Raw genomic sequence first — 21,508 nt, 5'->3', positions numbered from 1 at the left:
TTATCAAATAGAAAAATCATATGAATCTCTCAAAGACTAAATTCCAAATAATTTCAGCTGTCCTCTCTTTAAGTGTTGCTGCCTTAGCAAAAGCCGCTGTGGACAATCGATATGAGGCTGTTACTGGGGATCCTGCTCCTATAAACCCTGAATCCGATGATGCGACTTTCGCAAAAGTTTTGCTCTACACATCTATAACCGCTGCAGTTGGTATTTCGGTAAAATTGTTAGTGCGCAAATTTTTAACCAAACAGTGGAAGAAAATGGACGGAGAATTACCAGAACATATAAGCTAACATTGTCGCTAGACTCTTTTGTTTCTACATATCTAAACTTGCCTTGGAAAACAGAAAGTAAAATTGCTAAGCTTACTTGGACCAGACCCCATTCACTTGTCTCATTATCTCAAGAGGATTACCATCTTTCAAGGCATCTGGTAATAAGTCTGCTGGCATATCTTGGAATGCAATCGGTCTTGCAAATCGCTTAATTGCATGCGCTCCTACAGAAGTGCTATTCGTATTAGTTGTGGATGGAAAAGGCCCACCGTGGTGCATGGCGTAGCCAACTTCTACTCCTGTTGGTACCCCGACGAATAGTAATCGTCCACATTTTTCCTCCAATAAATTAACGAGTTCTGTATTAGCTTTTAACTCCAAATTATCAGCCCAAAGTGTGATTGTGAGTTGTCCATGTAGTTTCTTGGCAACTTGGATGAGCTCATTTTCATTTTCATAAACTACCATGAGGGCAAAGGAGCCAAATACTTCTTGCTGGAAAATGTCGTCTGCCATCCAATCGGTGGCACTGATTTCTGCCAAGGCCGGGCTTGCATTTATCAAATGCTTAGCATCTGGGACTTTTACCCAATTTAGTTCTGATCTAAGCTGAAGTTCAGTGAGCGCTTTATAATATGATTCTGCAATTCCTTCATGGAGCATCGGTGATGCAGCTGCACCTTGTAATGCTTCCGAGACGGCATTCGCAAATCTTCCAGCTAACTCTTTTGGAACAAAAATCAAACCTGGGTTCGTACAAAATTGGCCAGCCCCAAGAGTAAGCGAGCCAATATAGCTTTGAGCCAAAGGAACTAGCTCATTGGCTAAGCGTTTTGGAAAAGCCAGAATCGGGTTTACAGCGCCCATTTCTGCATAAACAGGAATTGGCTCGTCCCGGTCACTTGCTATATTGAATAAAGATTTTCCGGCTGAGTAAGACCCAGTAAAGGCAACTGCTTTAGCCAAAGGATGCTTCACGAGATCCTGTCCCATTTTTACTCCGCCTTCCACATGTGTAAAAACGCCTTCAGGCAAGCCAGATTTTTGGACGGCTTGAGAAATGCATTGAGCTACAAATTTTGAAGTGTCTGGATGAGCTGGATGACCCTTGTAGATCACAGGACATCCAGCTGCTAAAGCTGAAATTGTATCTCCACCTGCTGTGGAAAACGCCAATGGGAAATTGCTGGCACCAAAAACTATCACTGGTCCGATCGGAATCAACATTCTTCGAATATCAGCTTTGGGCATCGGTGATCTTTGTGGATCTGCAGGATCAATGGTCGCTTCCACCCAGCTCCCTTCTCTGAGTTGATTTGCGAAGAGCTTGATCTGTCCTGTCGTACGCCCTAATTCCCCATTTATTCTACCTTCTGGCAAATTCGATTCCTGCACCGCCAGTAGTACTATCGCTGATCTATTTTCTTCGAGTATTTCTGCAATTTTCTCCAGGAAATCCGCCTTTTTACTTCCTGAGATTTTTTTATAGGACAAAAATGCTTCTTGTGCTGCGTTGAAAATTTGGTCTAGGGTCATAGGTTCGAATTTATAATTGGAAAATTGAAAGATTGGAAATTATAGCTTGAAGGAGATCGATCTTTTGTTCTGTTTTCGGTCTCCTTTCGTTCAGCTTTGTCCTACAATTTAGGTCTTTTCGCTAAGCCTTCAGTAATGATTTTTTCAACTCGCTCTCTTTCTTCACCGATTAATGTTAATCGTGGCGCTCTCACATACTCAGATCCTATTCCGCAATGCTGCTCTGCTAGCTTAATGTATTGAACAAGTTTTGGATGAATATCCAATTCTAAAAGTGGAATAAACCAACGGTAGATTTCTCTAGCTTCATCATATTTGCCCTCATTGACTAGATTGAATATTGCGACTGTTTCCTTCGGAAATGCGCAAACTAAACCAGCTACCCAGCCATCTGCACCCATCACCAATTCTTCCATAGCCAAAGTATCCACACCACAAAGAATTTTGAATCTGTCTCCAAATCTATTCCTCATGCGAGTCACATTGGAGATATCTCTAGTTGATTCTTTGACAGACTCGATATTTTCACACTCAACCAGCTCTGCAAACATGTCTATGGTAACCAACGTCTTATAATCTGTCGGATTATTGTAGATCATGATTGGTAGTTTAGTGCTATTAGCTACAGCTTTGAAATAGGTTACTACTTCTCTTGCATCAGCTGCATATCTCATAGGAGGGAGAAGCATCAAACCTTCTGCACCTAGCTCTTCGGCTTTGGCTGCCCAAAAGAGGGCATCTTTGGTAGCACCTTCTGCGATATTCAAAATCACTGGAACTTTGCCATCAAGATAATTTACTGTCTCACGGGTCAGCGTAATTTTTTCCTCTTGAGAAAGTACAGAGCTTTCGCCTAGGGTACCACCTAGGATAAATCCATGAACTCCACATTCCAGCTGGAAATCAATATTTTTAAAAAATAAATCCATATCCAAACTTCCGTCTGAATGGAATTTTGTCGTTATAGCGGGGAATACACCTTTCCAGTTCATAGCGTTTTTTTATTCAAAATTACGGTCTTCCATGTCCTTATGCCTTTCATCATTTAGTAAAAAATGGTTCTATTTTGATTAAAAGGGATAAGTATTCTATAAAATCTAACAATTGAAGACTAGTTTAGGGAATGAGCAAAGTTATATCATTTCAGATTCCAAAGTCTGAGAAGACATTTATCCAATTTCAAGAAGATCGTGGGAAGTACTTTTATAATAAGCTTCACCAGCATCCTCAGGCCCAACTTACCTTGATAATAGAAGGGCGAGGGCAGTTCCTTGTTGGAGATTATGTAGGGAGATTTGGTCCTGGAGATATGTATTTGTTAGGAGAAAGTATTCCGCATGTTTTTAGGAGCGATGGAGAATATTTCAGGGAAGAGAGGGGTTTGACGGTAGCTGGTAATACAATATTCTTTGATTTTCAGGCTTTGGGAACTGCTTTGGAAGAGGTGGAGGAATTTCATGAACTAGCCAAGCTCAGTGAGAAAATCACGGGTTCATTTCAGTTACAGGGAGAAATGCGTGACAAAATAGCTACGCTGCTCAGTGGGTTTGGGGCGTTTACAGGGATTTCCAAGCTTCATCAAAGTCTAGCAATCTTAAGTTTACTGGATTTTAATTCTACAGATTTAAAGGCTTTGAATCAGATACCTGTACTGCGAACTATGAGCGAACGAGAGGGGAGACGGATGGATCACGTGATGCGGTTTATCTTGGATAATTGTGCTCGCCATATTAGTTTGGAGGAAGTTGCTGAGCAGGCTTATATGAGTAAAGAGGCATTTTGCAGATTTTTTAAGTTGCGAACAAGAAGAACTTTCACACAGTATGTGCAGCAATTGAGAATTACAGAGGCCAAAAAGCTTTTGCTTGAGACGGATAAAAGTATTTCTGAAATTTCCTTTGAAGTTGGATTTCAGACTTTATCACATTTCAATAAAAGTTTTAAACTCCTCACTGAAATGACTCCTAAAGATTGGAGAAAATTGGAATAGGATGGACTGACACTTGGTAGTTTTGGGAATATAATTCCCCAAAATCGGGTATTTCAACTTTGCGTTTATATCTTCATAAATTGTTTTTTAGATAGTGTGAAAATGTGTTAAAAGCCTATCTGTAAGCGCTTAGAGCAGGAAAAAGAGTTTTGTGATTTTACATGGCATTGGGTTTGGCTATACAAATGAAAACAATACAACTATGAAAAAAATACTCTTATCACTAACACTTATGATGGCAGTTTTTGCCACTTACGCTCAGACCACCCGAGAAATTGAAGACATGAACGAAGAAAATTCCTGGCTCAAACTAGGTCTTAACATGGGAATCCCAGTGGGAGATATAGGTGACTATTCGTCATTTGCTTTTGGTGTTGAAGTAGCGGGTCAGTTCATGAGAACTGATAATTTCGGTTTAGGTATAGCTTCAGGTTATACTAAATATTTCGCTAATAAAGATCTAATTGATGCTGCTGATTTTGGTGCAATTCCACTAGGATTGATGCTAAGATATTATCCAGAACCATCAGGATTTTTTGTAGGTACTGATATTGGATACACCTTTTTAACAGGGGATATTGCAACTGACGGAGGTTTTTATATTCGTCCACAAGTTGGATACCATAATTATGATTGGAATATTTTTGCTTTTTATAATCAAGTATTTACTAAAGGTACTGCACTAGATATACAGACTATTGGTGTAGCTGCTACTTATAATATTAGATTCAAATAAAACCAAACAACCATGAAAAATCAATTGAAGAAGTACTCTCAGAGCGCATTTCTATTTTTAATGACCATGTTCTTTTCTGTTGCAGCATTCGCTCAAGACGGTGGATTAGATATCGATATTAATGTCGGTAAGAAAGAGTGGTACCAACAGCCTTGGGCTTGGGTCGTCGGAGGAGCATTATTCGTATTGATATTGGTAGCTCTTTTGAGAAAGAAAAGGTAATTAATTACGTCTTTATTGTTGAGAGGCTCCTTCATTTGAAGGAGCCTTTTTTTGTTTCTTTCCGAATCCATCAAAAGTATCATTTGTAATGTTTGTGTATTTCTTGCATTTATTTCTAAGGAGATTAGCTATACTAGATTAATTTTCAACCTGATACTTTCCTTTAATGAAAAAGTCCTTACTGCTATTCTTATTCTTCCTCTCATTTCAGTTGCTATTTGCTACTGAATTAGCCCAAACTATTCAAAGCTATCAGGCCGATTACGGAGCTTTGAGAAGATTGTATTCTAACTCTCTTTCCAACGAATACTTTTCCAGAATACAAAAATTCAATCAAGATTATTTGACTGAATTGGGAAAAGTGAATTACAATTCGCTTTCTGAGGATGGTAAAATCGATTATGTTTTATTCAGAAATTATCTAGAGAAAGAACTGGCAGAATTGGCAATAGACAAAGGGTCTTTTGATGAAGTATTTAAAGTTTTAGCTTTTTCAAAACCATTAGAAGAGTTTTATCAAGGACGACGGAGAGCGCAGAAGCCAGATCCGCAAATGCTCGCAGCTACTTGGAACGAAGTTTCTAAACTGGTAGATGCGCAATTCAAGAATTTGGCTTCCACGCCTAAATATAATAGTTGGCAGAAAGCCGATCTTGCTGCGGCAGCAGTGGATGCGATGAATAGAACAACCAGTGAAGCATATTCCTATTATTATGATTTTGATCCCATGTTCACTTGGTGGATGCCTGAGCCATGGAAAAATCTGGAAGCGAGTATGAAGGCTTATTCTCAGGCTTTACGGGAGCACTATACTAACTCTGTGAAAGATGATGGAAGTGGGATCATAGGCAGACCAATAGGGAGAAATGCACTGGAAAAACAACTGGCATTTGAAATGATTGCATATTCCCCAGAGGAGTTGATAAAAGAAGCGGAGAAGCAATTCGCTTGGTGCGAGATGGAAATGCTGAAAGCCTCCAATGAATTAGGATTTGGAAATGATTGGAAAGCCGCTTTGGAAATGGTAAAGAATGAATATTTACCAGCAGGAGAATGGCCAGCAGAAGTAATTCGATTGGCAGAAGAAGCTACAGATTATGTAGAATCAAAGGATTTGGTTACAGTACCACCTTTGGCTAAAGAAACTTGGAGAACTGTCATGTTATCTGCAGATCGGCAGCGTATTAGTCCTTTCTTTCTTGGTGGCGAATCCATCCAGATAGCTTACCCAACCTCTGGAATGAGTCAAGAAGACAAAATGATGAGCTTGCGGGGAAATAACCCACATTTTTCTAGAGCTGTAGTTCATCATGAACTGATTCCTGGTCATCATTTACAGCAATTTATGAACCAGCGGAATATGACACATCGCCGTATGTTTGGAACGCCATTTTGGACAGAAGGGTGGGCTTTGTATTGGGAGTTTATCCTGTGGGACAAAGGCTTCCCTAGAGATGCTAAAGATAGAGTTGGCATGCTATTCTGGAGAATGCACCGTTCCGCACGAATTATTTTCTCCCTGAATTATCATCTGGAGAATATGACTCCACAGGAATGTGTGGACTTGTTAGTAGATAAAGTAGGCCATGAACGTGCAAATGCTGAAGCTGAAGTGCGAAGATCCTTTGAAGGCAACTATGGGCCTTTGTATCAGATTGCCTACATGATCGGAGCTCTAGAGTTTAATGCCTTGAGGGAAGAAGTGGTCAATTCTGGGATGATGACCGAGAAGGAATACCACGATCTGGTATTAAGTCAAAATGCGATGCCAGTGGAGATTTTGCGCGCAAAAGTCACTGGCCAGACACTCAAAAAGGACCACGAAGCAAGTTGGAAGTTTTTAGATTAGAGGTATTCTTGCTTAAAACTAGAAAAACTCTTTGCGTTCTTGGAGTGTGTGAAACGAAGAAAGGAGCCCGAACACCGCGCTCCTTTTTCATTATACACTCATTTCCTTTACTTTTTAGAATCTTCTTTTAGCTTAATAATGATTACGCCATTTTTACCTTTTTCACCAAATGTAGTAATCGCCGCTTTGTCTTTCAGGACATTGATGCTGTCAATGTCATTTGGATTAATAGAATTCAAGGACTTTAATTCTTTCATCCCATCTTTTGTGTCTAGCATATAGAGTGGTGCATTTTCCGGAGTAGTACCTGACGCTTGTAAAATTATTTTTGGGGAAGAATTACTTGTCGATTCTACTCCATTTGCACCACCAAGGGGTTTGCCTACTTTTATAATAGGATAACCTTGTATGGTAGATGATGAACTAACTGAATTTTTGCCATATCCGGTGATACTTATCCCATTTACAGTTTGGACATGCTGACCCTGTAAAATCTCCTGCTGCTCTTCGCTCAGTTCATTTTTAATAGAAACCATCGTGCTAAGTTGTTGTTTCTTCATCGCATTTTCTAAGGCTAGTACTTTGTCCATTTGTTTTTGCACAGCCACTTCATCGATCTTGGATTCATTCAAAAATGCTTTAAGTTTTAATGTAGCATCATCCAAATCCCATTTCATAGTACTGAATTTTCCAGCATTTTCACTATGGATTTTTTTAATTTTCGTTGCTTGAGTTTCTGTAAGATCAAGTTCATTTCGCATTTCCATCACTTTATCTGCGGAGTAAAGATTTTTCTGAAAAATGTCCTGATTTGATGAATTTTGCTTTTGAATGTATACTTGTGACTGCTGACTATAAGCTATTCCAGAAAGACATAGTAGATAAATAAAGAGTATTTTTTTCATAATGAAGGTATTTTAATATTCTGTCAATAATGAAGAAGTAGGAGATTCCCAAGTGTCTAGGAATGTGGTTTCTTCTATAGTGAAATGTTGATTTTGATTTTCATCTTCTTGTAGAGTTATGATCACCACTTCCGGAGAAGTGATTTCTACAGTGGTAGGTTCTTGAAGGAATAGAAAAGCCAAGCCCATGGATGCAGCTATTCCTGCAGGAATCCAAAAGCCGAATTTCCGAGTATGAACAGATGGAAATGTTGGGATTTCTAGTTGCTCATCCTGATTTTTCATCTGTTCAAAAAACCGTTCTAAATGTTCGTTATTTTCCATATTCTTCCTGGATTTGAACTTTGGTAATTAATTCCTTGAGTTTCTTTTTCCCGCGATCGTAATGTGTTCTCGCAGTTCCTAAGCCGATTTGGAGAATTTCCGCACTTTGAGCGATAGTCATCTGATGATAAAAAACCATCAAAATAACTTCCCGCTGCATTTCTGGTAAGTGCTTTATTATTCCCTCGTAGTCCGTCGTGTCCACTTCCTCATGAATCTCTATCGGGTCGTAGGAGTCAGAAAGAGAAACGACTTTTCCAGCTATGCGCAGACTATCTATTGCGGTATATCTGATGATGGAAAATAGCCAGGTTTTTGCTTTTGATACATCTTTGAGTTTAGCCTGTCCTTCCAAAATCTTCAAATACGACTGTTGAAGCACATCCTTGGCCATCTCATCATCAAAGGAGCAACATTGCCTAGCCCAGAGGTATGCATCCCTATGATTGGCTTTTAAAATATGATCAAGCTGGTTGTGATTCATTTACATCCGTTAGTCGGGAAAAGAACCTAATATATGACAGGAAGAATTAAAAATTTATAAGATTTTAAAATTGAAATATTTAAAGGGAAAATGATTGTTTCCGTTAGGGTGTTGAAATTATTTCAATTTTTGATTCTTTAATTCTAAATAAGTAAGCAAGTGTAAATTCCAAATTAGTGGAATTCATGTCAAAAATACGATCTTGACTTTCAGGGTTAGTGAAATCATACGCGAAACGTACTTCTCCAGCCAATGTACTTTTACCAAATAGCTTGGAAATTCCTGCGCCGGCTGTGAGACCGTACATGATTTTTTTAGGATTGTCGCTTGCTCCTCCAAAGGTCGGAATTTCCAGCGGAGTCGCATCCGAATATTCCCTAGTTATGTCTTTTACTTGAAGCATATAGCCAAGATGTGGACCAGCTTTGATCTGAAATCTCCCTGACCTTCCAATGAAAAAGCTTGATAGGATCGGGATTTTCAAGTAATCAAACTGTGTGCTGTTTGTCCTAATAGGATCAGAATCTACTTCAATCTGTGAATACCCAATTCTTAGAAATTGCATATTTACTTCAATTCCAGCATTTTTTGAGTTGAAATGTTCAAAAACTAATGCAAAACTAGGAGATCCTATTCCGTCAACAGATGTAGCTCTACTGCTTGGAACAGGGCGGTAAGAGTAAGTAGAAGTCGTGTATCCACCTCGAATCCCTACACTAGTTTGAGCATATGATGTTAATGTTATTAAAACGAAAATGCCTGTAAGAAAGAATCTATTCATCTGTTTATAATTTGATTTTCAAATGACATCCCGATAGCTATCTGGAGGAATCTCGAAGGTAGTATAAGCATCACACTGTGTATCGAAGTAGACATGATCCATTTCATTTCTAAAAGTAACCAATTATAGATTTTGTCAGGTGCAATTCACTGATTTATCGAGCTAAGAGTTTTTGTGTTGGGCTTGAATAAACTTTCCTAGTTGGATTAGGTTGGCTTTGTGTTATTGAGGTCTGAATTATGTATCGTTTTTTCTTTACACTTCCCCAAATGTGGATTAGTTTGTTTTATACAAATCCTTTCAATGCATGATGTAAATCTCTCTTTGTTATCAAACCGCCTTTTCTCCAGAGAATTTTACCTTTTTTGAAAAGTATGTAATTTGGGATAGAGCGAACAGCGAACTGCTGGGCCAGCTGAGGACTTTTATCTATGTTGATTTTTAGAAGTTTTATTTTTCCCTGTAGTTCTGAAATCACTTCGCCTATGATAGGATCCATCGTATGGCAAGGGCCACACCAGTCTGCATAAAAATCAACTAATACGGCCTCTTGGCTTTTTATGATTATATCCTTAGGATTTCGCTTTGGCATGTATAGAAGTGAAAATTGTAAGAGGTAGTTAGTGAAATGTAGATAGTAATTAGTTAGTCAATCGCAATTACTATAGTCGAAATGCGTGCAGTTGATTTTTCACCGACCAATCAAGCGAGTTTAATCTACTGATCCGCGAACTTTGTACCTTTCTATGTAACCTCTTTGTGGTTTATATTCATAAAAAAAGCCGCTAAATCGAAATCGAGTTAGCGGCTTGTTAGTTACTGTAGTTAATTATTTTGCTGCAGGAGCAGCTGGCATCTTAAGGCCTAACTTAGCCAATACTAGCTCAGTAAATTTGTCTTCTTCTTTAGTATAAAGAAGAATAGGTGCTTGACCAGCTGACTCAGCGAAAATATGCGTGTAGTTGTTTTCTGCTGCTACGGCATTGATTGCATTGATCACCTTAGTTTGTACAGGTGAAAGTAGCTCTCCCAATTTTCTCTGATAGCTGATCTGAGTATCAGATTCCATTTTTTGCAAGGTGCCCTGAAGCGTAGTTAGTTCCTGCTCTTTAGCAGCTCTAGCTTCTTCAGTCATTGTCTGAGCAGCTTGCTGATACGTTTGTACTTGACGCTGGAAATCTTCAGCTTTCAGTTGCATAGTAGTCTGAAGCTGAGTTTCGTAGTCTTTAACATCAGCGGCTATTTGCTCCATCTCTGGCATAATATCCATGATAAACTCTACGTTGGTATAACCAATCTTAACATCTTGAGCCTGGGCTGCAAATCCTACGCAAAGCAAGGCTACTGCGGAAAGGATAACTTTTACTTTCATCATTTCTGTGTTCTATTTATTTGTTGTCTTCTATTCCCAATTCCTCCAAGACGAATTCCGAATAATCATGTCTGGGATCTGTATAGATAATTGCCGATGGTGCAGCAGCTTTATCAAATAACATTCCAAGGTTGTTTCTACGAGTCATTCGCTCAATAGCATCGTAGATTTTGGATTGTAAAGGCTGCATTAATTCTGCTTGTTTTTGGAAATACTGCCCGTCAATTCCGAAGACTCTACTATTGAATTCTTGGGATTCTTTTTTTTTCAAATTAATTTGTTCCAGCCGTTGCTGATACATTTCTTCTGTGAGTAATACTTCTTCAGCCTTGAGCTGAACAGTAAGATCTTTGATCTCTTTATCCAAATTTTGTGCCTCTTTCTTCCATTGCGAGCTGACTATCTCAAGCTCTTTCTGTATTACCTTATAGTCAGGATGCTTATTGAGGATATATTCTGAATCTATGTAACCGAACTTCTGAGCTGCTACAGGCCCTGTTTGAAGCACTATAAGCAGCAAAAATACAATTTTCAGTGATCTATTCATGAGTTTATGAAGTTAACTATGACTCGATTTTTTAACAATCCTAAAACCTCAATTTTTGCATAAATTAACAAATCCCGTACTATATTTATACCTATCGTATTTGCTGGCCTATAGTAAAGTGGAACTGTGAGCCACTTCGTTGGAGTGCATTAGGTGTTGCTTTGTCAAATCCATAGCCCCAGTCAATACCAAGTAGGCCAAATGCTGGCATAAAGATTCTTGCACCCAATCCTGCTGATTTTTTCAGATCGTATGGGTTAAAGTCTTTGTAGGACCCCCAATTGTTACCTGCCTCTGCAAAACCAAGTACAAAGATCGTTGCCGATGGATTTGGAGAAATTAGGTATCTCACTTCCATCACATATTTATTATACACTACACCTCCGTATGGTTCTGCACCTTCTTGGCCTCTTGTAAGTGCACCTGGAGTAATAGATTGGTTCTCATAGCCCCGTAAACCGATGATCTCCTGTCCCAAAGCAAAGTTATTCATGGACATACCGTCACCACCCATTACAAATCTTTCTAATGGAATAAGTCCAATCTTTTGACTGTAAGAACCTAGGTAGCCCATATGCGCTCTTGCACTTGCCACCAATTTGGTAGAACCAAATAAGGGTGTGTAGAATGACCCGTCAAACATCCACTTATGGTATTCCAGCCACTTATATTTCTCCTGATCAATGGACTCTTCGGTAATATTTTTATGCAGAGAAGAATAAGGAGGAGTAAAAGCAGTGGACAGTGTTATGTTTGATCCGAACCGAGGAAACGTTGGGTTATCAATGTTGTATCTGGCAATTGTAGTGTTTAATGTAATACTTTTAGATGTCCCTGTAGGATAGCTTAGCCCGAAATAGGTTCCATATCTATCAAAATTATAAACCTGAAACTGTAAGGAGTTACTAATACTGAAGTTATCGTCTGGCCAGGTAATTCGTTTGGCAAGTCCTAATGTCACACCGGTGATCTGAAAGGAACCCAAGTCATTTCCAAAAGTAGATTGGCTAAAGTAATCTATTTGGCGCTGTACCGAGTGATTGAATGAAAAGCTAAGTGCATTTGGCTTTTTCCCACCAAACCATGGTTCAGTCAAGGATACGGAGTAATTCTGAAACGATTTACCATTTGCTTGAACACGAAGTGAAAGCTTTTGCCCATCACCTACAGGTAGTGGATCCCATTTGGAGAAATCTTTGATGTTTTTCAGGGAGAAATTATTGAATGAAAGACCTACTGTACCTACAAAGCCGTAGAATCCGCCCCAACCACCAGATAGTTCAATCTGGTCATTTGGTCTTTCTTCTAATTTGAAGGTAATATCTACAGTTGCCGCTTCGAAATTTGGTCTTAGATCTGGCTCAATTTTTTCAGGGTCAAAATAACCCAGCGTGGATAGTTCACGAATGGTACGAACAAGCAGCTCTCTGTTGAATTTTTGACCAGGAAGGATGCGTATTTCACGCATGACTACGTGATCAGAGGTTCTTTCGTTTCCACTAATATTTACACTGTTTACAGTGACTTGAGGACCTTCAAAAATCCTCATTTCCAAATCAATCGAATCACCTGCGACATTTATCTCCACAGGATCAATTGTAAAGAATAGGTAGCCATCATTTTGATAGAGTGAACTTACGTCATCCCCTTTAGAAGGATCGTAGTTTAGACGTTTGTCTAGTTTTTCTTTATCGTAAACGTCACCTCTCTGGATACCTAACTTCGCAAGTAATACTTGGTCTGGGTGAATGTAATTCCCATTAAAAGTGATATTCCTGTAGTAGTATTTTTGTCCCTCTTCAAGGGCAATATCAATGTTGATTTTGTCCGATGTAAATGTATAGATTGAATCTGCAGTGATCTTGGCATCACGGTACCCTTTACTTTGGTAAAAGTTAATCACATTGTCCTTGTCATTTCTGTATTCCTTAGGAATGTACTTGGAGCCATTGAAGAAGTTTAGTTTAAAATTCTTATTGATGTATTCTTTTACATCCTGATTGGAGACAGAATCTGTGTGAAATATGGTGTTTTTAATGTCTTCTGTAGTAGCATCTGTTAATCTGGAATAGCCATCTTTGAAAATGCTTACACGAGCATGTTCCTTAGTTTTCTTTAGCTTCTTTTTAAGTTTGGAATCGTCTACTTCTACGTTGCCGTAGAATTCGATGGCGTTAATTCTAACTTTTGAGTTTTGCTCAACGTCAAAAATTAATTTCACCGAATTGGGTAAGGTAGTATCTCTTTCCTGCTTAATTTTCACATCAGCATTCATGAAACCTTTGTCAAGGTAATATTTTTCAATAGTCCTTTTGGCGTTATTTAAAACATCATCTCTGACTACTCGACCTCTTATATTTACCTTATCCTTGAGTTCTGTTTGCTGAGTTTTGTTCATTCCTGTAAACTCAACTCGTGAGAATCTAGGTCTCTCAGTTAAGTCTAGAAGTAAGGAGATATCGGAGCCTTCTATTTTGGTCACCAAGATTTTCACATCACCTATGATTCCTTGTCCCCACAGCTTTTTTAGAGCATTTGAAATTGCATCTCCAGGCACCTCTATTTCATCGTCCACTTTCAATCCTGATAAGGAAAGAATGGCGATTTCATCCAGGGTGGTGAGCCCTACAGCTTTTATTTCTGCGATTCTATAGGTTTGAGGCTTAGCGTAATTCAGCTCCAAAATATCGATTGGCTTGCTTGAGGCATAGCGACTTTGACCCAAACGTATTTGCGCCATTGCTGAACTTGCCCAAACTAGACAAAACAGAATCAGTAAACTTCTTTTCATTAATTACTTAAGATTTAACTTGCTCACCTGTTTTACCAAATCTCCTTTCCCGTGATAGGTAATCGGAAACTGCAGTAAAGAGATGCTCTCTTCTAAAATCTGGCCATAGCACAGGGGTGAAATACATCTCTGTGTAGGCCAATTGCCAAAGTAGAAAATTGCTTATCCGATATTCACCGCTAGTTCTGATCATTAATTCAGGATCAGGATAATCGGCTGTTGCCAGATGTTCAGCCATTACTTTTTCGGTAATGTCCTCAACATTCAATTTTCCTTCGGAGACTTTTTGAGCAATGTGTTTAGCTGCATGAGTGAGCTCCCAGTGACCACTGTAGCTTAATGCTAAGATCACCTTGAGTCCGGTATTTTTAGAGGTGATTTCCTTCACCCTATTTAGTGTTTTATAGGCTGAAGGCGGTAGGCTTTCTACATCTCCAATACTTTCTAATTTGAAATTGCCATTCATTAACATTGGAACCTCGTCAGACATGGTCTTCACTAGGAGTTCCATTAGTCCATCAACTTCAGCTTTGGGTCTTGACCAGTTTTCTGTTGAAAATGAGAATAAGGTCAAGAATTTAACCCCAAGACTATCGGCTCCTTCTATGGCTTCTCTAACCGCCTTTGTGGCATTTTTATGTCCAAATATTCGCATAGCCCCCTTTTTCGTGGCCCAGCGACCATTGCCGTCCATGATAATTGCGATATGCTTTGGGTTATTGATATTGTCAGATGATTCTTTCATTCCAGCCGTTTCCGGTCCCTTACTTTTTTGGAGGTACAAAAATGCCATTTCTTTTCCAAATATTCGCCCTAGGGCTTGATTAATTAATATGCGTAGCATTTGGTAGTCATGAGGGTATAGCTGATCGTAACTCCAAGGAAGTAGTACCAATCTCTGTCATAAGCATTACCAAAGTTAATTCCATAAGGCTGATTAGGATTTGAAGGATCCTGGAATCTAGGAATTGAAGGCTCTGTGCTATCTATTTTATCGAGGTAATCCGTAAAGGTTGGTCGAAAGCCTAATTCCGTTGCTACGGTCCAGCGCTCATTCAATTTATACTTGACTCCACCACCAAATGGAATAACCAAAGTACTTAAGTTGTACCTGGTAGATACGTTAAATCCATAAGTATTTCCTTTCGCAAATGCGAGCGTGTAGCCGATGCCAAAGAAGGCATAAGGTGCAAATCGAAACTCGGAATTAGGGGAAAGGTAGTCTAGAAAATTAAACTCCACCACTGCCGATGCCTCCATTACTCCAGCTCTGAATCTACCGTCTCTGATTAACGCTAATTGATCAATAGGTTTGATGCTATCAGCACCATAAAGTGCTCCACCTGAAATGCCGACACGAAGTGCCCACACATTGTCAAAATTTCTCCTGCCAAACAACGTGACTTGGGGTCCTAATTGGCCCGGGTCAATTTTTCTAATTATATCACCTGAATAGGCGGCGACTCCTAAGCCACCACCGATTTCGTAATTTTGAGCTTGAATTTCAGAGGAAAATCCTAGAAAAAGCAGCAAAAATGCGAGTAAGTAGTTGGTAATCTGAAAATTGACCTTTTTCAAGACGATGCAAGATATGAAGTACCTAACGTTTAAAAAACGCATCTCAGTATTTAGCGGGTTAATAATTGTTAAGCTCAAATTGGTTAAGTCTATTGGGCTCCAAATCAGTTTCTCATGTCAAAACCCCAATTCAGTTTTTGTCTTAGCGTATCAAAGAAATGATAATGAGGTAACTTTACTAGTTTAGCTGAAAAGCTTTCCTTCTTTACACTTAGTTTCACTTCTGACGAAATTGACGTAGATCTTGAGTCCAAAGATATTAAGAATTTCTCTGCTCTGCCCTCTATTTCAAAACTGATCTCACTTTCATCAGAAACAATGATAGGTCTCACGTTCAAATTATGAGGACTTACCGGAGTAATTACAAAATTTTTTGCCTCTGGCGATATCAATGGACCTCCGCAACTTAGAGAATAGCCTGTAGAACCAGTCGGCGTAGAGACAATTAAGCCGTCAGCCCAATAGCTGTTTAGGTATTTTCCGTCTATATAGGTGTGGACCGTGATCATAGATGAGGTGTCGCGCTTGTGTATGGTGAACTCATTCAATCCAAAATTCAAACCATTAAAGAGTTTTCTATGACTTTGCAGGGAAATCAGAGCTCTTGATTCAAGCTGGTAATTGTTGGAGGCTAAGTCTGCTATGGCATCAGAAATCTTTTCTGTTGCCACTGTAGCAAGAAAACCTAATCGGCCAGTATTAAGACCTAAAATCGGGATCTCGAGTTCTCCGACTTGGCAAACTGCATCCAATAACGTCCCATCTCCACCTATAGATATCACACAATCCATAGCAGCCATGTCTTCCCGCCCTTCTAGAACCCAATAATTTAATGCTTTGTGGCCATGCATGCGTAATTGCCGATCAAATTGTTCGGTAGCAAATATTTCGAATTGATGCTTGTTGAGTTCGGTAAAAAGTGACTGTACTTCTGAAAACAGTTCTGCTTTCAGCGATAAGCCATGAAGGGCGACTTTCATGAACTAAATATCTAGAAACCTGAGTAAATTACCGATTCTATCTTCTTCACTGCTTACACCACTTTCCTCTTGGTAATGATCGATGACCTTATAACCAAATCGTTCGAGCGTTGCTTTTATATGCCTAAGTTCGGTTTGATCAAGCTTTAAAGTGAGTTTGATCTTACTATCATCCAAAGGGTCGGTTGTAATAAATGAACTGAGAACTTTTGCATTATCAGATTCAATTATTCTAGAAATCTCAGATAAACTATAATCGGTCATACTTATCGATAAGATTACCACGCTCCCCTGTGATTTTATCGAGAGGCTATCTGCAAATGCAGCGATAGAATCCTCCATGGTCACAACACCGAGATAGTTTGAGTCTCTATCTAAAACAGCCACGATGTTGGATTTTTGCTCTGAACTGACACGAAGTACATCGTAAATATGTTTGTCTGAAAAAACCCAACATTGTGGGTTTGAAGGCTCAATATCAGCAATTAATGTGTCAGGATTATTGACTTCAAATATTCTTTCTTCTTTTATAAGTCCTAAAAAAACCCCTTTATCAATAACAGGAAGTACGTCAGTTCTGATTTCTTCCATCCATGCCAAAGCCATTCCTGTTTTATCAGAAAGCTTCAGGGGTGGGATCAGATTGTTGATGTATTCGTATGCCTGCATAAAAGAAAGATAGGGAATGAATTTAGATTTTAAAACGTCACTAAGTCTATTCTCGTTCATTTAGGTATAAATTAACTAGAGATATCTCAGTTTTACAGAAAGAAATTATTGTAAACAATCCCCAGTATCACTCCCCCAGCGATGATTATTGGGGATGAGATTTTAGTGAATTGAAGAAGCATATATGTCGTTAGAATAAATAGAATATTCAAGCCGTTTGCCTCCAAAGGCTCAAAAAGCAAGTAAGCTGCAGCGATAAGCATTCCGCATGATACGGCATTAATTCCTTCTAAAGCAGCTCGAACAGGCCTATATTTTTTCAATTGATCCCAAAATCTGATTACAAAAAAGATTAAAAAGATTCCAGGGAGGAAAATCCCCGCAGCAGCTATAAACCCTCCTATGAAGAAGCCTGTAGTTCCAAATTCTTTCATGGAAAGCGCTCCGACATAGGATGAAATGCTAAAGGTTGGGCCAGGGATGCCTTGCGATATCGCATATCCTGTAAGGAATTCTTCAGAACTCAGGAAATGTTTGAAATCCACAAATTCGGTATATAAGTAAGGGACCAATACTTGGCCACCTCCGAAAATCAAACTTCCGTTTCTGTAGAAATTCTCGAAAAGGATGATTGGTTGGTACTTTGTAATAGCACCCAGTACGGCAGCCATTATGAGTACTCCAGCCCACAAATAGAAATTGGCCCATTCGATTTTCAGCGGGGCATCTTTTTTCAGTTTAGGTTGCTGCTTATATTTAATTGAGGTGCTTAATCCGCCTATAGTTAATAATACCGGGAAAATATAAGGTGAACTGTAAAAGAACGAGACAAAAGCCGATATCAAAACTAGGACCATTGCTTCGGTAGTTTTGATTGTCTTTCCAATTATTTTTTGCGCAGCGAAAATGATAAATCCAATTGCCATAGGCTGAATGAATCGCGCAAAATTCAAAGCGCCGGGCGTATTCTCCTGTAGAAAATGAATGAGTAATGCTGCGAAAATCATCAGCAGCGTAGCAGGTAAGATCCAAACAATCAAAGCGAGGTAAGCTAAGTTTGGACCGCCGACACGATATGCTATAGCACACACGAGTTGAGTGGATGCTGGGCCTGGGAGCATATTGCACAATGCATTTAGCTCCCACAGCTCATCCTCCAATATATATGCTCTTCTTTTCACCATTCGTTCAAGTAGCATAGCAAGAAATGCCTGCGGGCCACCAAAAGCGGTAAGAGAAAGCATGATCGTATCTTTCAAAAACAAATAATATCGGACCTGCTTTACTGACATCCCTTATTTTCGCAGACCAAGCTCGCGAAGTCTTTCTTCTAAGAATTCTCCCGCAGTGATGTCTTCATACTGTTTTGGATGACTAGTGTCTACACAGTTTTCTAGACAAGTGAGGTCCATTTCGGAGCGTGGGTGCATAAAGAAAGGAATAGAATATCTGCTGGTATTCATTTTTTCTCGTGGCGGGTTGACCACGCGATGAATAGTGGATTTCAATTTTTTGTTTGTTAATCTTTCCAGCATGTCGCCCACATTCACCACTAATTGATCGGGGAGGGCTGTAATCGGTATCCATTTCCCGTCTTTTCGTTTTACCTGAAGTCCATCCGCACTTGCGCCCATTAATAATGTGATCAAATTAATGTCTCCGTGCTCTGCAGCTCTTACTGCGTCTGATGGCACTGCATCAGGATTTTCTATAGGGAAATAGTGGATTTGTCTTAAGATAGAATTTCCATGTGCGACTTTGTCTTCAAAGAAATTTTCATCCAAATCCAATGAAAGTGCGATAGCTTGAAGCATGGCTTTGCCGGCACTTTCTAAGGTACGATAGGCTTCATTTGCATCGTTTTCGAATTCTGGTAGCTCCGTAGGCCAGATGTTTGGAGGGTACTCAGATTTGATCGGGTCAGTGTCCGGGATTCTACTTAACTCTTGTCCCACATGATAAAATTCTTTTAGATCACCGGTATTCCGGCCTTTGGCATGTTCTTTTCCCTTACCCGTGTAGCCACGCTGAAATCCGATTTCTGGTTTCTCGTAATTTTCCTTAATTGCATCTGGCAATTTGAAGAAGTCTTTGATAGATCCGTAAAGTCTATCTTGAAGACCTTGTGACAAACCGTGGTTTTTGATAGCCACAAAACCTATATTTTGATAGGCTTCGCCAAGTTTCTGTACAAATGCTGCCTTTTGAGCAGGTGTACCAGCTGTAAAATCAGCTAAGTCTAAACTTGGTATCTCGTCAAATAGAATTTCCATATCTGGATGCATTATAGTTCAAGGTCTAATTTATGTTTAAAATTAAATATCTTTAATCTCAATTTACATGCTGTATGAATAAAATCCTGACTTTACTCTCTTTGATTTGCCTTTTCTCAGCTTGTTCTGCCGAAAAACAGCGCGTGAATGAGGAAGTAGTGGTTCTACCACCTAATCAAGATCCTGAACAAGCAATTGCTCCTCAAGTGAAATTTTTTCAGTATGAGGATCAAGCAGCCTATCCAGATGCTATTCTTGAGTTATACACTCCTTTAGGAAATCAGATCTTCAAACCAGGAAAGGTGCCTTTTGAATTCAATGTCAAAAACTTCCCGTTTGATTTAAGTGCTACAAAAGAATTTAAACTTTTTAATATCTTAAATGGGGGAGATCCTGTAGGATTTTATTCGCCAATCTTCCAAAGAGATCTTAAGGTAGGAAGTTATCGAGTAGTTGCCTACTTAGTAGATGAAGAAGGATTGGCTTTGAAAAATTTTGGAAATTATATAGACAGAGATTTTCAAGTAGGGAATTCAAGACCTTTCCCTTATTCTGCAGAGCCCTACTTAGCGTTGAATTTCCCTAGATCAGACCAGGTTTATGAAGTGGGAAGCGAAGTGATCATTGATTTCTTGGTCGTAGGAGGGGACATGAAGCTTGATGCACTTAAAGTATCCATTGAGTTAAATGAGCTACGTTATCAAATTGATCATATGGCTCCTGTCAGGATAGAGAATCTTCCCGTAGGTACCTATCAAGTCAAAGTGCGTTTACTTCGCTCTGATGGAAAAGAACTGGATGGGCCATTTTCAAGTGTGAGTAAAGACATCATTGTTCGCTAACATGCGTATCTTCGGCGCTTCAATTTCAAAGATTTTAAGATGCTTTTAGTTAATCAAATTCGAGAAAACTTCGACGGCGTACTTGCCGGACTTCAAAAGAGAAATTTCCCCAATGCAGAAACTGTACTGAATCAGGCAGTTGAGCTGGACGAGTTGAGAAAGTCTAGCCAGTCAGAGCGTGATCAGATACAAAGCGAGATGAATGCAATTTCGAAGGAGATTGGTGTTTTGATGCGCGAGGGAAAGGCTGAAGAGGCGGTTAAAATCAAAGAAAAGACAGCAGATCTAAAGGTTCATAGCAAGAATCTTGAAGATCAAAATGCTAAGGTGGAAGAAGAATTGCTGGCCTTGCTTTATACCATTCCTAATATTCCTCATTTTTCTGTTCCTGCTGGCAAATCTGCCGAAGACAATCAGGTGGTATTGGAAAGTGGAGCAATTCCTGACTTGTATGATGGTAAACTTCCTCACTGGGATCTTATCAAGAAATACGACATTATTGATTTTGACCTTGGAGTAAAGATCACAGGAGCTGGATTCCCTGTCTATAAAGGCAAAGGAGCTAGACTTCAGCGTGCACTCATTAACTTTTTCTTGGACGAAGCATTAGATCAAGGCTACTATGAGATTCAGCCACCGATTTTGGTGAATGAAGACTCTGGTTTTGGTACTGGTCAACTTCCGGATAAGGAAGGGCAGATGTACTATGCGGATGCTGATAAGTTGTATTTGATTCCAACAGGGGAAGTTCCAATCACGAATATTTATCGTGATGTGATACTTTCTGAAAGTGATCTTCCTATAAAAAATGTAGGTCATTCTCCATGTTTCCGTAGAGAAGCAGGCAGCTGGGGAGCGCACGTAAGAGGGCTAAACAGACTTCATCAGTTTGACAAAGTAGAGATCGTGCAGATCACTCATCCTGATAAATCCTATGAGACTTTGGAAAGCATGAGTTCTTATGTACAAGGCCTGTTACAAAAGCTTGAGTTACCTTATCGCGTACTAAGACTTTGTGGAGGTGATATGGGCTTTACTTCTGCTTTGACATATGATATGGAAGTGTATTCTGCCGCTCAGGAGAGATGGTTGGAAGTTAGTTCTGTTTCTAACTTTGAAACATACCAATCGAACCGACTGAAACTGCGTTTCAGAGGAGCTGATAAGAAAACCCAGTTAGCACATTCTCTGAACGGTTCTGCTTTGGCATTGCCTAGAATTGTAGCTTCTATCTTAGAGAATAATCAAACACCTGATGGAATAAACATGCCGAAGGTGCTTCATCCGTATTTAGGATTTGATAAGATTTCCTGAGAAATACGACTATAAAAAAGAGTGAAGATTATTTCTT

At 39.3% G+C, this 21,508-nt stretch carries 23 protein-coding genes; 7 read left to right on the top strand and 16 right to left on the bottom strand.

The genetic code is table 11. The annotated features are described in order from the left end of the window. The first annotated feature begins 20 nt into the window (after positions 1-20). The gene (locus BVH02_RS04445; RefSeq protein WP_086499472.1) at positions 21-296 is read left to right on the top strand and encodes a DUF4235 domain-containing protein; all 276 of its coding nucleotides are present in this window, start codon (positions 21-23) and stop codon (positions 294-296) included. Positions 297-368: 72 nt separating this feature from the next. Here BVH02_RS04445 and BVH02_RS04440 read toward each other — a convergent pair whose 3' ends face one another. Both BVH02_RS04440 and BVH02_RS04435 read right to left on the bottom strand, forming a co-directional pair. Further along, entirely contained in the window at positions 369-1,814 is a 1,446-nt protein-coding gene (locus BVH02_RS04440) for an aldehyde dehydrogenase (NADP(+)) (protein WP_086499470.1), read from the bottom strand. Between the two features lie 101 nt (positions 1,815-1,915). Then, on the bottom strand, positions 1,916-2,806 hold the full coding sequence (locus tag BVH02_RS04435) for a dihydrodipicolinate synthase family protein (protein WP_086499468.1): 891 nt from the start codon (positions 2,804-2,806) through the stop codon (positions 1,916-1,918). Between the two features lie 131 nt (positions 2,807-2,937). Here BVH02_RS04435 and BVH02_RS04430 point away from each other — a divergent pair, with 131 nt between their 5' ends. From BVH02_RS04430 to BVH02_RS04415, 4 genes are all read left to right on the top strand, one after another. Beyond that, positions 2,938-3,804: an AraC family transcriptional regulator gene (locus BVH02_RS04430; protein ID WP_086499464.1), complete on the top strand. Its 867-nt coding sequence runs from the start codon at positions 2,938-2,940 to the stop codon at positions 3,802-3,804. A 202-nt stretch (positions 3,805-4,006) separates the two neighbouring features. Continuing rightward, positions 4,007-4,540 (top strand): hypothetical protein, encoded by a 534-nt coding sequence (locus BVH02_RS04425; RefSeq protein ID WP_086499462.1) that lies wholly within the window; start codon positions 4,007-4,009, stop codon positions 4,538-4,540. 12 nt (positions 4,541-4,552) lie between these two features. After that, a complete protein-coding gene (locus tag BVH02_RS04420; RefSeq protein ID WP_086499459.1) occupies positions 4,553-4,762 on the top strand; it encodes a hypothetical protein in 210 nt (69 codons plus the stop codon). 166 nt (positions 4,763-4,928) lie between these two features. Continuing rightward, a complete protein-coding gene (locus BVH02_RS04415) occupies positions 4,929-6,611 on the top strand; it encodes a DUF885 family protein (protein ID WP_086499458.1) in 1,683 nt (560 codons plus the stop codon). A 107-nt stretch (positions 6,612-6,718) separates the two neighbouring features. Here BVH02_RS04415 and BVH02_RS04410 read toward each other — a convergent pair whose 3' ends face one another. From BVH02_RS04410 to BVH02_RS04345, 14 genes are all read right to left on the bottom strand, one after another. Beyond that, positions 6,719-7,516 carry a Spy/CpxP family protein refolding chaperone gene (locus tag BVH02_RS04410; RefSeq protein WP_086499454.1) on the bottom strand — a complete coding sequence of 266 codons (798 nt, stop codon included), beginning with the start codon at positions 7,514-7,516 and terminating at the stop codon, positions 6,719-6,721. 12 nt (positions 7,517-7,528) lie between these two features. Then, positions 7,529-7,840: a hypothetical protein gene (locus tag BVH02_RS04405; protein WP_086499450.1), complete on the bottom strand. Its 312-nt coding sequence runs from the start codon at positions 7,838-7,840 to the stop codon at positions 7,529-7,531. After that, positions 7,830-8,324 (bottom strand): RNA polymerase sigma factor, encoded by a 495-nt coding sequence (locus tag BVH02_RS04400; RefSeq protein ID WP_086499448.1) that lies wholly within the window; start codon positions 8,322-8,324, stop codon positions 7,830-7,832. Before BVH02_RS04400 ends, BVH02_RS04405 begins: the two co-directional genes overlap by 11 nt. 103 nt (positions 8,325-8,427) lie before the next feature. Continuing rightward, positions 8,428-9,105 carry an outer membrane beta-barrel protein gene (locus BVH02_RS04395; protein WP_086499446.1) on the bottom strand — a complete coding sequence of 226 codons (678 nt, stop codon included), beginning with the start codon at positions 9,103-9,105 and terminating at the stop codon, positions 8,428-8,430. Between the two features lie 286 nt (positions 9,106-9,391). Next, complete coding sequence (trxA, locus tag BVH02_RS04390) at positions 9,392-9,697, bottom strand: thioredoxin (RefSeq protein ID WP_086499443.1); 306 nt, start codon at positions 9,695-9,697, stop codon at positions 9,392-9,394. A 237-nt stretch (positions 9,698-9,934) separates the two neighbouring features. Beyond that, positions 9,935-10,480: an OmpH family outer membrane protein gene (locus BVH02_RS04385; RefSeq protein WP_086499440.1), complete on the bottom strand. Its 546-nt coding sequence runs from the start codon at positions 10,478-10,480 to the stop codon at positions 9,935-9,937. A 13-nt stretch (positions 10,481-10,493) separates the two neighbouring features. Then, positions 10,494-11,024 carry an OmpH family outer membrane protein gene (locus tag BVH02_RS04380; RefSeq protein ID WP_086499436.1) on the bottom strand — a complete coding sequence of 177 codons (531 nt, stop codon included), beginning with the start codon at positions 11,022-11,024 and terminating at the stop codon, positions 10,494-10,496. A 91-nt stretch (positions 11,025-11,115) separates the two neighbouring features. Further along, entirely contained in the window at positions 11,116-13,815 is a 2,700-nt protein-coding gene (locus tag BVH02_RS04375) for a BamA/OMP85 family outer membrane protein (RefSeq protein WP_086499434.1), read from the bottom strand. A gap of 7 nt (positions 13,816-13,822) precedes the next feature. Continuing rightward, positions 13,823-14,560 (bottom strand): isoprenyl transferase, encoded by a 738-nt coding sequence (locus BVH02_RS04370; RefSeq protein WP_086499903.1) that lies wholly within the window; start codon positions 14,558-14,560, stop codon positions 13,823-13,825. A gap of 83 nt (positions 14,561-14,643) precedes the next feature. Continuing rightward, entirely contained in the window at positions 14,644-15,393 is a 750-nt protein-coding gene (gene porG / locus BVH02_RS04365; RefSeq protein ID WP_086499431.1) for a type IX secretion system protein PorG, read from the bottom strand. A gap of 104 nt (positions 15,394-15,497) precedes the next feature. Next, positions 15,498-16,373, bottom strand: a complete 876-nt coding sequence (locus BVH02_RS04360; RefSeq protein WP_086499428.1) for an NAD kinase — start codon at positions 16,371-16,373, stop codon at positions 15,498-15,500. 3 nt (positions 16,374-16,376) lie between these two features. Next, positions 16,377-17,042, bottom strand: a complete 666-nt coding sequence (locus BVH02_RS04355) for a CBS domain-containing protein (protein ID WP_086499425.1) — start codon at positions 17,040-17,042, stop codon at positions 16,377-16,379. 92 nt (positions 17,043-17,134) lie between these two features. Beyond that, positions 17,135-18,334 (bottom strand): chromate efflux transporter, encoded by a 1,200-nt coding sequence (gene chrA, locus BVH02_RS04350; RefSeq protein ID WP_086499360.1) that lies wholly within the window; start codon positions 18,332-18,334, stop codon positions 17,135-17,137. A gap of 3 nt (positions 18,335-18,337) precedes the next feature. After that, positions 18,338-19,315: an isopenicillin N synthase family dioxygenase gene (locus BVH02_RS04345; RefSeq protein ID WP_086499901.1), complete on the bottom strand. Its 978-nt coding sequence runs from the start codon at positions 19,313-19,315 to the stop codon at positions 18,338-18,340. A gap of 74 nt (positions 19,316-19,389) precedes the next feature. Here BVH02_RS04345 and BVH02_RS04340 point away from each other — a divergent pair, with 74 nt between their 5' ends. Further along, a complete protein-coding gene (locus BVH02_RS04340) occupies positions 19,390-20,157 on the top strand; it encodes a hypothetical protein (RefSeq protein ID WP_086499357.1) in 768 nt (255 codons plus the stop codon). 39 nt (positions 20,158-20,196) lie between these two features. Beyond that, a complete protein-coding gene (gene serS / locus BVH02_RS04335) occupies positions 20,197-21,471 on the top strand; it encodes a serine--tRNA ligase (protein WP_086499355.1) in 1,275 nt (424 codons plus the stop codon). The last annotated feature ends 37 nt before the right edge of the window (positions 21,472-21,508 follow it).

The sequence above is a fragment of the Algoriphagus ratkowskyi genome, from assembly GCF_002150505.1.
In the GTDB taxonomy this organism is placed as follows: domain Bacteria; phylum Bacteroidota; class Bacteroidia; order Cytophagales; family Cyclobacteriaceae; genus Algoriphagus; species Algoriphagus ratkowskyi.
This window is presented reverse-complemented; position numbering and strand designations above follow the sequence as displayed.